Here is a 12,066-nt window from a genome sequence, read left to right as displayed (position 1 = left end):
AATGGAGTGGAAGAAGTACTGGGATTTAATCATTCTCATTTTCCTCTCACTCCTCCTCGACCTTCTCATATTCTACTTCCCAGATACCCTAATGCGGAAAGCGCTCGGCTTGGCATTCGTCCTCTTCTTCCCGGGGTACACCTTCATCACGGCCCTCTTTCCTGAGAAGAAAGAGCTGGACAACTTGGAGAGGTTAGCGCTCAGCTTCGGTCTGAGCATAGCCATCGTCCCCCTCATTGGACTCGGCCTTAACTACACGCCCTGGGGGATAAGGCTAAACCCCATCCTGGCAAGCTTAACGGTATTCAACGTCGCCTTCGCCCTCATAGCAATCTACCGGAGGGATAGGGCGGTAGAGCCCTGGATACCTTGGATAACGATGGATAGGCTCAAGGAGGAGCTTGAGTGGGAAGGTTCAAGCAAACTCGACAAGGCCCTAACGGTTATCCTGATAATAGCGATAATCACCTCGATCGGCGTTCTGACCTACGTCATAAGCCATCCAAAGCCGGGAGAAGCATTCACGGAGTTCTACATCCTTGGGCCAGGAGGCAAAGCGGCCAATTATCCGACCCAGCTTCGCGTCGGCCAGAACGGGACGGTAATAATCGGGATAGCCAACCACGAGCACAGGAACGTGACTTACTACGTCCAGGTCTGGCTGGTGAACCTAACCTGGGACAGCAGTACCAACACGACGGTAATCCACGGGATGTACCCGATGCCGGGCTGGTTCAACGTTACCCTGCCTCCTGTTCCGGTCAACATCGAGGGCAACTGGACGCCCCAGTTCCAGACCAACTACACCTTCAGCATAAACAAACCCGGAAAATGGCAGGTCTGGTTCCTTCTCTTCAAGGATAGCGAGCCAAAACTCCCACCGGCACCCCCAGACGGGAACTACGCGGAAACAGACGCGAAGAACCTCATCCTCCAGGCAGTAAACGGGACGATACAGAGCCTCAAACTCAACGTGGAAGTGAGGAAGTGAACTCCAAGTAAATCCCAGCTAACGTCCCCACTATCTTCCCCCAATCAAACATTTCAGCTTTCTTTCTCGCGTTCCTCCCCAGCTTTTTCCCCAGGTTATTCTCAGAGAGAAGGAGCCTCAACCCATCGGCAAATCTATCCCCACTTAAAACCAAGCCACTCTTCTCATTAACCAAAAACCTCGCGGCATTCATCGGCGAATCCAGAACAACCGGAGGAACTCCCGCCGCCATTGCCTCGAGAACGGCCATCCCAAAGCCCTCCCTACGGGAGGGGAAGGCGAAGACCTTCGAGGCCTTCAGGAGGGAAATTACATCCTCCCAGCTCTCCAGCCTCCCAAGGAAATCTACGTTTTTCCGAATGCCCAACTTCATGGCAAGGTTCTCAAGATTCTTCCTCTCAGGCCCATCACCGATTATGGAGAACCTCACATGGGGAAAGTCATCCACAAGCCCGGCAACGGCTCTGATGGCCAGCTCAAGGTTCTTGTCCTTCACCAGTCTGCCAACGAAGACAAGGTCGCTCTCGCACTCGGAGGGTTTTACCCGGTCGGTTCTTTCCAAGTCAACCCCATTCGGAACTACCCGCGAAGGAACGCCAACCTGGAGGAGGTCGAGCTGGGTCTTGCGAGAAACGGCCAAGTGGAGTCTGTAATCAGATAGGAGCCTCTCAACAGCCCATCCCGGGATTCCTGCCGGGCCGAAGTAACTGAACCAGTAGTTACCCCAGGACTCGTGCCACGTTAAGAGGGCGTTTGGCAGCGCTCTTAAGACGAAGGCGCCCGGATAGAAGAGGTTCTGGACGTCAACAACATCGTATTTTCTCAGTTCTGGAAGGCGCTTTCTCAGGTTAGAGGCCAAGCGAAGCATCGGTAGAGGGTTTCTCTTTCCGGCGAGATATATGCTTCCCGGAGAGACTATACCATGGTAGATGACGCCGTTTCTCTCGATTTCAGGAGCTCCATCCCAGTGTTTATAACCGTAAACGTGAACCTCGTGTTTCCTCGCAAGCCTAACCGCGAGCTCATGAATCCTTCTCTCAACGCCCCCCTTGACCCATGGGTATATGACATCGTAAACGAAGGCTATTCTAAGCGTCTCCCCCATACCACCACCGGACGGGAAAAGTTGTCGCCCAACCTTAAAAGCCTCCCGTAGGAGAAAGGTTCAAAAGACGCTAGAATAAAAGATTATCGGAAGAAGTGATACTGACGGCAGGTTTATAAATTACCTCCCTTAAGCAAAGAGAGGAAAAAGAGAGAAGAGGAGATGTGTATGGTGTCGATGCTCATAACGGCCCTGGTAGTCATAACGGTTCTCTGGCTCGTTGTATCCGCGGTATTCAGGAGGGAGGGGGAACCAATAGACGAAGCGAGCGAGGAAACTGCAGAGAAGGAAGAGGGACTCTCAGTCGACCTGTTCGTGGCGATGTGGAGGACCAAACACCTGCTGGGCTTCATCGACAGGACTGCATCCCGGGCCAAGAGGTTCTGGAGGGCCTACGGCGACGCTGGTATAGTAATCGGCTTTGCGGGCATGGCCTACGTGTTCTATGTGCTCTTTAAAATGGCGATAAAGGCTGTTGAAGCCGGCGGAAAACAGGCCGGGGTTCAGCTCGTGATTCCAGGCATCACTATACCCCTATGGTACGGAATAATCGGGCTTATAGTGGTTATGGTCGTCCACGAGCTCAGCCACGGCGTCGTTGCTAGGGCCGACAACCTTCCCCTCAAGTCGGTCGGTCTTGTCCTCTTCTACATCATCCCAGGAGCTTTCGTGGAGCCAGATGAGGAGGCCCTGAAGAAGGCCCCGCTACGCTCAAGGCTCAGGGTCTACGGGGCCGGCTCCCTAGCGAACATAGTAACCGCTCTGATAGCGGTGCTTCTCATAAACTTCGCGGTAACGCCCCTACTCCAGCCTGCGGGAATTGAAGTCGGGGGAGTCGTCGACAATGGGCCGGCCCATGGACTGCTGATGAAGGGGGATATAATAACCGCGATAAACGGGCATAGCGTAACCACGATGAACGAGTTCATCAAGATAATGAACGCAACACATCCCGGCGAAGTAATAACCCTAACAGTTCTGAGAAACGGTGAGGAGAAAACCGTTAAAGTAACTTTAGGAAAGTATCCCAACGATCCGAAAAAAGGCTTCATAGGCATCTACCCCATACCCCACTATGTCTCCAAGGTCGGATACGATAGCGTACTCTTTCCGACGTTCTTCAGCCTTTACTGGATATACGTCCTCAACCTCGGAATAGGGCTCATGAACCTCTTCCCGCTCATCCCCCTCGACGGCGGGAGGATGCTGGACGACGTCCTCAAGGAGTACCTCCCCAAGGGTATTGTGAACCCCGTAAGGTACACAGCAATAGGCGTTGGATTAACCCTCCTGGCACTCAACCTCTGGCCGGCGATAATGAACCTCGCAGGGTAGTCATCCCGGGAAGATCCCTATCCTCCCTTTTTTAAACCTGAACTCTGCCGTTCTAGGGACGAAATCTGGGAGCAGGGACTTTCTAACAGCCATTCTCTCAACACCGGGGCTCGATGACGCCGTGAATTCAACTATATGTTCCGAATACTCGCCCACCCATGAGATGAATCTCTCGGAGACCCTGTCCTTGTTGAGTAAGAAAATGTTTATAGGGCGCTTTCTGTCCTCCGACATCCTGGCGGCCTCTTTCATTGCCAGATTCCGTTTCAAGACCCGTATCGTGCTTTCCTCCCCAAAGAGGCCCGCCAGGCCGTCCAGGGTAACGCTTATCCCTATGGGTTTTCTACCCCCAAGGTGGTCTTCTATGGCCCCTCTGTAAGCCCCCACCATCTCGGCCAAGTAGTTTTCAGGACCCAGTTTGCCAGTGTAGTAAACAAAGGGAAGATCCGAACGGATATCGTAGGTGGACCCAAAAACGTCTATTATCACCAGATCCCCCTTCTCACCGCTCTCTATGAAGTCGTAACCCATAGCCCCCGCGTACTTCACAAGGAGGCTTATAGGGAAAGAGTAGTTGCTCACAACCCCAAATCCACCAGAATCAACGAGCTTTCTGAAGATCTGAACCCCCAGGGCCCAGCCGAATGAGTACGTATTGTAGACTATCAGAAGGGTGCTGTCGTCGAGGAGACCCCCACCCAACATCTCATCGAGTACTTTGATGCCGGTTCTCACAGTCTTGATTTCCCCCATGCACTCACCGATCCTAAGTCTCGGCCAATCACTTTTTAAATGCATCCACGATTCTGGGTTCATGATGAAGTGTTCGAAGTGCGGAAGGCCGGCAGTCTATCACGCAAGGTACAGCGGACTCTACTACTGCCACAAACACTTCAACGAGATGGTGGAAAAGAAGTTCAAGGAGACAGTGAAGAAGTACCGCCTCATAGAGAGGGGGGAGAGGGTAGCCGTCGGTGTCTCGGGAGGAAAGGACAGCGTCGTCCTCATGCACCTTTTGGCCAAGCTCCGCGAGAAGTTCCCCTTCGAGCTGGTGGCCATTACGATAGACGAGGGGATTTCCGGCTACAGGCCGAAGAGCATTGAGGTTGCCAAAAGAAACGCGGAGAAGCTCGGGATAGAGCACCGCATCTATTCGTTCAAAGAATACATCGGCTTCACGCTGGATGAAACCGTCGAGATAATGGGGAGCTTTGAGAAAGGCGAGCGCGTTGGGGCCTGCTCCTACTGCGGCGTGTGGAGGCGCTGGCTCCTCAACTACGCGGCAAAGGACGTTGGAGCTGACAAATTAGCGGTCGGCCACAACCTTGACGATGAGGTTCAGATGTTCGTGATGAACATCCTGAGGGGAGACATAGCGCGCCTCGGAAGGACGGGACCGTACTATGAAGAGATACACCCTGAGCTCGTCCCTAGGATAAAGCCCCTCCGCGAGATTCCGGAGAAGGAGATAGTCCTCTACGCAGTTCTGAACAACATAGAGGTCGATTTAAGCGAGTGTCCTTATGCTGTCGAGGCCTTTAGGGCAGAGATAAGGGACTGGCTCAACGAGATGGAGGAGAGGCACCCCGGAACGAAGTACCAGATACTGAGGAGTTACGACAAGCTCTTCCCGCTGATAGCGAAGACCTACACTAAAAAGACCAGCGAGCTGAACCGCTGTAAAATATGTGGGCAACCCACCACCGGCGAGATATGTAAGGCCTGCCAGTTCAGGCTCCAGGTTGAGAAGAAGGCCAGAGAAAAGGGTCTAACTTTTAGGGTCGAATGAGTTTGATAAACAGGACTTTATAAATAAATGTAAAGTATACTTAGCAGGATTTATAAACAAAACTACAAAAATAAGACCATGAACGAGAGCCTCGCGAGAGTCATAACAGAATGGCAGGAGACCTGGACACCGAAACTCATTGAAAGAGATTCCGACTTCTCGTTAATCTCTGAGAAGCCAAGAAAAGTTGTCACCTTCGCCGGCTGTCGAAGGACTGGGAAGACGTACCTAATGTTCCAGTTGATCAACGAGCTGTCCATGAAAATCCCCAGGGACAGAATCTTCTATATCAATTTCGAGGACGAGAGGCTCGAAAAGAAGGTCTCGACGCTTACTGATCTAATACCAACCATCGAAGAGCTCTTTGGGTCCTCTGGAGAGCTTTACCTGAAGAGGAGACACTCATTCAGGTGAGCTACGACTTGAGCGACCCGGAAACCCTTAGGAGAGAACTGCGGGCAATAAAGAGCTCAATACAGACGACAGGATGGAAGAAAGCCTACGTTATAAACTGGGACATTGAGAAAGAGGTAGATGGAATAAAGCTGATTCCCCTGTGGAGGTTTCTGCTTGAAGAGGATCATTGAAACCCCTGTTTCACTCGAAGAGCTCGAAGAAATCCGCCGGCAGAGCAGGGCAGAAGTGAGCCTAGAGCTTCTTGAAGTTGTTATGCAGAACAAGATTCCACTCAATAGGATAGTCATGGAAGGCGAAGGAGGGGAGATAAAGAAGTTCATGGAGTTTCTAATGAGGACGAGGGCAGGGGGCTAATTCTGAAATCCAGAGAAACTCCACGCTATAAATAGGGCGAGCATCTACTCTAAACTGGTGATGGGAATGGAAGAAGTTAAGGAACTCAAGAGTGTGCTTGAGAAAGTCGAGGGGAAGCTGATAGCCGCTGGGAAGATGTATGCCGCCATGAACTTCGCGGGTTTTCTGGCAGTGATGACCCTGTTCTACGTTATACTCCGGTTCTTCAATGGCGGATCTGCTTTCAGCATCGCATACTGGACGACTGCAACGGTTATTGTAATTGCCCTCACCTCAAAGGTTTGGAGGAGAATAGCGGCCATCTCTGGAATCAGAAGGGACTCCGGAAAAAAGATTGGCTGGGAGATAGCGGGGGCGTGGATAACCGGTGCGATTCTGGGATGGATTCTACTCCCCTCACTGAACCCAGGGATAAACGAGGAGGCGAGCCTGGCCGTGGGCTTCCTGAGCTTTATCAGCGCCTCGCTCCTCGGCCAGTGGATAATTTTAAAAAGCTGCTGTGGGGCCGAGAACGAGATGGTTCCGGCATTCCTGATTCCAGCGCTGGCCATACCGCTGGCGTGGAGGATGGAGAGTGGAGCGATGGTATGGGCCGGCTTCGTGGTCTCACTCGGCTTTGCTACAACGATACTACTCTACCTCCACTCCGCCTTCAGAGCCATTGAACGGTGATAGGATGAAAGCACTAAAGGAGCTGAGCGGCAACCACATACTCGGAAACCCACTCCGGCTCGGCATCATGCTCTACCTCCTGCCAAGGGAGAGGGCCCTATTCAGAGACCTCCAGAAGGTTCTCGATGTGACGCCGGGAAACCTCGACTCCCATCTCAAGGTCCTTGAAAGAGAAGGCTACGTGAAGGTTTACAAGGTCATAGCGGACAGGCCAAGGACGGCCGTGAAGATAACGGAGAAAGGGGCAAGGGAGACGGGGGACCACCTTCAAAAACTAAGGAGCCTTCTCGCGGATGCCGTTGGAGAGCAGCGAGGCTAAAGGTCCGACCCCTTTCTTCGCTTCTCTTCCTCAATCTCTTCCCTGGCCTTTCTCTCCAGCTCCTTAACCCTCTCAATCCTGTACTCCTCGAGAAGCCTGACGAACTTCTCGGCCTCCCTCTCGCGGTCTTCCTTCTCCCACTTATCCAGCAGTTCCTCAATGGCCCTCTCCAGGGTTTCCCTCTCCACAACCGCGAACTCGTCTACCCTCTTGACATCGAGCTTCTCACTCGTGAAGAAGGGAACGTGAGCCTCGCGGAAGACTCTGGCGACCGCCTCAGGCAGCGGCTTCTCCGTTATTATCGCCCTTACCCCCTTCTCAACGAGCTCTTCCGCTATCGCCTTTCCCGCACCGGCGGGGTTGGCCACGAAGAGTACATCGCCCCGTCTCAGGCCAACTTCGCGCTCTATCCTCTCCAGCTCGCGCCAGCTGAGAACCCTGAGGACTTTGAGGGGAACGGCAGAGCCGCGTATCTCGACCACGTTCATGCGCTTGACCTGAACCAAGTCCCTGCCCAGCCGTTCAATAACCGCTTTGGCCTCCCTCAGCTGTTTCTCAAGGACTTCTATCCTCCTCACCTTGGCCTCCAGCTCGCGCTCGCGGAGAACCTTCCTTCTGACCTCGTCATCGTAGTCCGCTATCTTCCGCTCAAGCTTTCCTATGGTCTTCCGCTGCTCCTTTATGATCCCCCTGAGCTCCTCGTTCTCCCTCTCAAGGAACTCTATCCTCCTCTCAAGCTCGCGTATCCTCTTGAGGTACGGGCCAGCGTCGAAGCTCCTCTCCATTTCTTGCTCCTCTTCTTCCTCCGTTCTCCTCTCACGCAGGGTGACCCTCTGCATGGCCTCCCCGAGGTTGTATCCTTGGATGACGAGGGCCTTTACCTCCTCGGACTTTCTGCTTAAACCCGCCTCCCGCAGACGGGAGTCTATGTGCTCGAGCTTCGGTTTCAGCCGGAGGTAGGCCTTGTACGCGGCGGCCAGAGCGTCCCTCTGGTGGTCGTCGTCAACGGTTATCCCCAGGTCGCGGAGGAACTCGTTCTTTTCATCTATCCGGAGGCTCTCCCGGGGAACGAAGAGGGAAGCTTTAAAGGAGCGGGCTATCTTCTCCACGAAGCCAGGGGCTGGAGAGACATCTGTTGCAACTACAACCGGATGTCCAATATCGCTGATGAAGCGGAACACCTCTCCGACGGGCATGTTCCTCTCGCTGTGAAGAGCTATGATCCTGCCGTCGAGGTCGATCACCGCTATTCCGACGGTTATTCCAGGGTCTATGCCCACGATGAGGCTCTTCCTTTCCTTTATTGCCTCCTCCTTCTTCAGCGGGGCGAAACCGAGTTCAGACCTTTCAACCGGCTGAATCCTAACCTCGACGTCTCCTCCCCTCATCGACCGTATTAAGCCGGCGAGCTCCTCCCTACTGGCGTAGACCCTAAACTCTCCCCTAGCCAGCCCGTAGTCCTTCTCCTCAGTCTCAAGGTCAAAGGGAAGGTCAGCCCTCCTAAGCCTCTCCTCTATCTCCCTCACCTTGTCGCGGACAAGGTTGTGAACCCTCTTTCTGTATCTGTCCTGGCTCCAGCCACCCTTTCCGTGGCTCCTGCCACGGGTTACCTTGACTATCACTTCATCCTCGAAGGCAAGAACCTCGTAGCCGACCCCCTTACTTGCCAAAAGGGCTGCCAGCTTGGCCTCCTCGTAGGGGTCAAAGCGGTCGCCCGTCCTTATGTCGTGCTCTTTGGCAAGGCTCTGCAGGGTCCTCTGCTCTCCGGGCTTTCCGGTGACCTGAACAAGCTTTGTTCCCGGCGGAAGGGAGCGCAAGAACTTCCTAAGGTCATCGCCGAGCTCTGTAACGCTGTCGATGGCCACTATATCCGGCCTCTTCGCCTGGATGAAGCGTATTAGACGGTATAGCGTGAACTCACCCTTCCTCTCCAGTCTCCCGTTGAACCAGCCCACCACCGCGAACCTCTTAGGGTTCTCGCCAACGACGTCAAGACCCAGTACGAGAATAATCCCTCACCCTCAAATGGAGGATTCTACGGGTGCTTTAAAAGATTAGAGGGTTCGAAGTCTGAACCGGTAGGGTATTTAAGGGGAAGACTCCAAGAACGTAAGGGTGATTCCGTGAAGATGAGAATAGTCTTCGACAAGGAGTATGACATCCCAAATGGCCTCTACCAGGTCAAGGTCAGGGAGCTGGAGTTCGACGAGGAGCTCCAGAACGTCCTGAACGGCATAGACCCCGCCGTTAAGATAGAAGAAAATGACGTCCCCCTATCGGAGCTGAAGGAGAGGGTCTTCGAACTCCAGAGCAGGGACGAGGCTGAAAAGTTGATGGGAGAAATAAGAGGGGCCCTCGTCGAGGCCCTGAGCGGAATAATAGCGAGGTTCAAGGAAGCCCAGAGCTTCAACGGTTCGGTTTCATATGAGATAGACTTCAACGAGCTTTAGATGCGCTCCCTGTTCAAATCATCAATAAGGGTTCTAATCGAGATTTCTAAAGCCTTCTCGATGGTTTCAAGCGCCATCGAAGGCCTCGGCTTGTCAAGGGCTTGCTCGTGGCTGAAGGGGACGTGTATGAAGCCCGCTTTTGCATCCATCCCAGAAACGGCTATCGTGTGAAGGGCCGTGAACATAGCCGCGTTGCACACGTAGGTTCCTGCAGTGTTCGAGATCGAGGCGGGTATCTTCGCCTTCCTCAGGGCCCTCACGATGACCTTTATCGGAAGCGTGGCGAAGTAGGCAGTGAGAGCCCCCTCAAAGACAGGCTCATCTTCCGGCTTGTATCCCTCGTTGTCGGGCATCGTTGAGTCCATGACGTTTATCGCGACCCTTTCGACGGTTATGTTCGGCCTACCACCCGCCTGTCCTGTCAGGACAACGGCATCTGGATGCTCTTTGACTATCATCCTAGGGAGTGTCTCCCTGACTCCGTTGAAAGTGACTGGGAGCTGGAATTTAATTACTTCAACACCCTCAACTTCATCCGGAAGCCTTCTAACGGCCGCCCATGAGGGGTTGATCTTCTCGCCGCCAAACGGCTCAAAGCCCGTAACGAGAACCTTCATCCGAATCACCAAAAAGGTTAGGTTTTTAGGCTTTAAAAACCACTTCATCCGAGGGGTGAGGATGAGGTACGATGTTTTGATAATCGGCGGCGGTCCGGTCGGCAACTACCTGGCGTCTCTTCTCGCGGGAAAGCTTGATATAGCCCTAGTTGAGAGAAAGCAATCCTTCGGGGGAAAGGCCTGCACCGGGATAATCGGGGCTGAGAGCTACGAGAGGCTCGACTTCCCGAAGAAGGCGGTGGTGAACTCCCTTAGAGGAGCCGTCTTCCACTCGAGCATCCAGAGCTTTGAGATAGGGAGAAAGAGTCCCCAGGCCTATGTTGTGGACAGAAAAGTTCTCGAGCGGGAGCTCGCCAAGAGGGCGATAAAGAGGGGAGCACACTATTTTGTAGGAACAAGCTTCATGGGATTCAAAAACGGAAAAGCAAGGCTCCAGCATCTGAAGGAGACTTTCGAGGTGGAGGCGAGGTACTACGTGGGAGCGGACGGAATCCCCAGTGCCGTCGCGAGGGAGATAGGGGCCAAGAGCAACGCCGAGTTCCTGAAGGGATACGAGCTCGAAGTTATTGGGGAGTTCAGAAAGGACTTCACGGAGGTCTGGGTGAACAAGGAAGTAAATCCAGACTTCTTCTTCTGGGTGACGCCGGTGGAGGAAGACCTCGCAAGGGTTGGAACCTTCGGGGAGCTCTCAAGCCTGGAGCGCTTCCTCAGGATAAGGAACCTCAAGCCAACATCGATGGTGGAGTTCAAGGCCGGTTCGGTAGGCTTTGGCTGGAGGATGCCTTGGGTGAGGAACAACGTTGCCCTCGTTGGAGATGCGGCCCTTCAGATAAAGCCCACGACTGCCGGAGGGATAGTTTTCGGCTCAATATGTGCACATAACCTCGCGAGAGCAATTCTCAACTACAACCTTGAACTCTACCCCAAATCCTGCGCAGAGGTCATGAAGCAGGTATCCTTCGGGCTGAAAGTCAGGAAAATCTTCAAAGGACTCAATCAGGACGGGATAGAGAAAATCTTCCAGATACTTGGGAGCGATGATGCAATTGAGGTCATCGAGGAGTACGCGGACTTTGACAACCACCTGAGGACGTTTAAGGCCCTCGCAAAGAAGCCGAGGCTCCTGACGAGGCTCCTCATGATAAGTCCCAGCCTGATAAGAGCACTAATTTGAGGTGATCCGCCGTGGCAACGTGGAAGATGGGGCTCCAAGAGGAATACCTCAAGGCAATAACCGAGGGGAGGAAGAGAATCGAGGGGAGGCTTTACGACGAGAAAAGGCAAAAGATAAAGCCCGGGGACACGATAATCTTCGAGAACAGGCTCATGTGCGTCGTGAAGGACATCAGAGTCTACTCCTCCTTCAGGGAGATGCTCGAATCGGAGGGCATCGAGAACGTCCTCCCCGGGGTTGGGGATATTGAGGAAGGGATAAGGGTGTACCGGAAGTTTTATTCGGAGGAGAAGGAGAAGAAATACGGGGTAGCTGCAATTGAAGTAGAACCCGTTGGTCGGATAGGAGAGGAGGAGTGAGTTATGATGGACGTTGATGAGGTCATTGGGATGCTCTCGAAGCTGAGCTATGAGGAGACCTTAGCCTACTGGATAAGCGGAGAGAAGGAGGAAGCAGAGCTCTACAAAGAGCTCGCGGAGAGGACAAAGGCGCTCGGCCTTGAGGAGAGCATCGTTAAAGTTTTTGAGAAGCTTTCAAAAGACTCCCAGAGACACGCCGATGAGCTGGGGAGGGTTTTCAGGGAGAGCTTTTTGATAGAGCCGAAAACAAATATTCCGCCTGTGGAAGTTCTATCTGTTCTGAACAAGTTCGAGAGGGCTGACCAGATAAAGGAAGTCCTCGAGGCGGCGATGGAGAGCGAGCTGACCGCCCACAAGGTCTACAAGCTCCTGACGGAGAAAGCGGAAGACGAGAGGCTGAAGGAGCTCTACCTGAAGCTTGCAGAGGTTGAGAAAACTCATTACGAGGCCCTAAAGACTGAATATGAAAAGCTGGGTGGTTGAA

16 protein-coding genes are annotated in these 12,066 nt (G+C 53.3%); 12 read left to right on the top strand and 4 right to left on the bottom strand.

All coding sequences use genetic code 11. From position 1 onward, the window contains the following. Position 1 precedes the first annotated feature (1 nt). The gene (locus E3E29_RS05710; protein WP_167910284.1) at positions 2 to 991 is read left to right on the top strand and encodes a DUF1616 domain-containing protein; all 990 of its coding nucleotides are present in this window, start codon (positions 2 to 4) and stop codon (positions 989 to 991) included. On the opposite strand, the gene E3E29_RS05705 is transcribed toward E3E29_RS05710, so the two are convergent. Further along, positions 969 to 2,096 carry a glycosyltransferase family 4 protein gene (locus tag E3E29_RS05705; protein ID WP_167910032.1) on the bottom strand — a complete coding sequence of 376 codons (1,128 nt, stop codon included), beginning with the start codon at positions 2,094 to 2,096 and terminating at the stop codon, positions 969 to 971. The genes E3E29_RS05710 and E3E29_RS05705 overlap by 23 nt on opposite strands. Positions 2,097 to 2,264: 168 nt before the next feature. Here E3E29_RS05705 and E3E29_RS05700 point away from each other — a divergent pair, with 168 nt between their 5' ends. Then, on the top strand, positions 2,265 to 3,431 hold the full coding sequence (locus tag E3E29_RS05700; protein WP_167910031.1) for a site-2 protease family protein: 1,167 nt from the start codon (positions 2,265 to 2,267) through the stop codon (positions 3,429 to 3,431). Here E3E29_RS05700 and E3E29_RS05695 read toward each other — a convergent pair whose 3' ends face one another. Next, positions 3,432 to 4,184: a hypothetical protein gene (locus E3E29_RS05695; RefSeq protein ID WP_167910030.1), complete on the bottom strand. Its 753-nt coding sequence runs from the start codon at positions 4,182 to 4,184 to the stop codon at positions 3,432 to 3,434. 64 nt (positions 4,185 to 4,248) lie between these two features. On the opposite strand from E3E29_RS05695, the gene E3E29_RS05690 reads away from it, so the two are divergent. From E3E29_RS05690 to E3E29_RS05665, 6 genes are all read left to right on the top strand, one after another. Beyond that, positions 4,249 to 5,220, top strand: a complete 972-nt coding sequence (locus E3E29_RS05690; protein WP_167910283.1) for a TIGR00269 family protein — start codon at positions 4,249 to 4,251, stop codon at positions 5,218 to 5,220. Between the two features lie 78 nt (positions 5,221 to 5,298). After that, positions 5,299 to 5,634: an AAA family ATPase gene (locus E3E29_RS05685; protein ID WP_240922788.1), complete on the top strand. Its 336-nt coding sequence runs from the start codon at positions 5,299 to 5,301 to the stop codon at positions 5,632 to 5,634. Further along, complete coding sequence (locus tag E3E29_RS05680; protein ID WP_167910029.1) at positions 5,631 to 5,807, top strand: hypothetical protein; 177 nt, start codon at positions 5,631 to 5,633, stop codon at positions 5,805 to 5,807. Before E3E29_RS05685 ends, E3E29_RS05680 begins: the two co-directional genes overlap by 4 nt. Continuing rightward, positions 5,791 to 5,991: a TIGR04140 family protein gene (locus E3E29_RS05675; protein WP_167910028.1), complete on the top strand. Its 201-nt coding sequence runs from the start codon at positions 5,791 to 5,793 to the stop codon at positions 5,989 to 5,991. Before E3E29_RS05680 ends, E3E29_RS05675 begins: the two co-directional genes overlap by 17 nt. Before the next feature lie 60 nt (positions 5,992 to 6,051). Then, positions 6,052 to 6,663, top strand: a complete 612-nt coding sequence (locus E3E29_RS05670) for a hypothetical protein (RefSeq protein WP_342764680.1) — start codon at positions 6,052 to 6,054, stop codon at positions 6,661 to 6,663. A gap of 4 nt (positions 6,664 to 6,667) precedes the next feature. Continuing rightward, the gene (locus E3E29_RS05665; RefSeq protein ID WP_167910027.1) at positions 6,668 to 6,982 is read left to right on the top strand and encodes a transcriptional regulator; all 315 of its coding nucleotides are present in this window, start codon (positions 6,668 to 6,670) and stop codon (positions 6,980 to 6,982) included. Here E3E29_RS05665 and E3E29_RS05660 read toward each other — a convergent pair. Continuing rightward, a complete protein-coding gene (locus E3E29_RS05660; RefSeq protein WP_342764679.1) occupies positions 6,979 to 8,940 on the bottom strand; it encodes a DUF460 domain-containing protein in 1,962 nt (653 codons plus the stop codon). The genes E3E29_RS05665 and E3E29_RS05660 overlap by 4 nt on opposite strands. 171 nt (positions 8,941 to 9,111) lie before the next feature. Here E3E29_RS05660 and E3E29_RS05655 point away from each other — a divergent pair, with 171 nt between their 5' ends. Further along, a complete protein-coding gene (locus E3E29_RS05655; RefSeq protein WP_206205825.1) occupies positions 9,112 to 9,432 on the top strand; it encodes a hypothetical protein in 321 nt (106 codons plus the stop codon). Here E3E29_RS05655 and pcp read toward each other — a convergent pair. Then, entirely contained in the window at positions 9,429 to 10,049 is a 621-nt protein-coding gene (pcp, locus tag E3E29_RS05650) for a pyroglutamyl-peptidase I (protein ID WP_167910025.1), read from the bottom strand. The two genes, E3E29_RS05655 and pcp, sit on opposite strands and share 4 nt — an antisense overlap. Before the next feature lie 61 nt (positions 10,050 to 10,110). On the opposite strand from pcp, the gene E3E29_RS05645 reads away from it, so the two are divergent. Genes E3E29_RS05645 through E3E29_RS05635 form a run of 3 tightly spaced genes read left to right on the top strand, consistent with a single transcriptional unit; the run spans position 10,111 to position 12,065 of the window. After that, positions 10,111 to 11,223, top strand: a complete 1,113-nt coding sequence (locus E3E29_RS05645; RefSeq protein ID WP_167910024.1) for an NAD(P)/FAD-dependent oxidoreductase — start codon at positions 10,111 to 10,113, stop codon at positions 11,221 to 11,223. Positions 11,224 to 11,234: 11 nt separating this feature from the next. Then, positions 11,235 to 11,582, top strand: coding sequence for an ASCH domain-containing protein (locus E3E29_RS05640; RefSeq protein ID WP_167910023.1), 348 nt, complete (start codon positions 11,235 to 11,237; stop codon positions 11,580 to 11,582). A 3-nt stretch (positions 11,583 to 11,585) separates the two neighbouring features. Beyond that, positions 11,586 to 12,065, top strand: a complete 480-nt coding sequence (locus tag E3E29_RS05635; RefSeq protein WP_167910022.1) for a ferritin family protein — start codon at positions 11,586 to 11,588, stop codon at positions 12,063 to 12,065. Position 12,066 lies beyond the last annotated feature (1 nt).

Source organism: Thermococcus sp. Bubb.Bath (assembly GCF_012027595.1).
Taxonomy (GTDB): Archaea; Methanobacteriota_B; Thermococci; order Thermococcales; family Thermococcaceae; genus Thermococcus.
The sequence above is the reverse complement of the archived record's forward strand: the minus strand, read 5'-3'. Positions and strand labels throughout refer to the sequence as shown.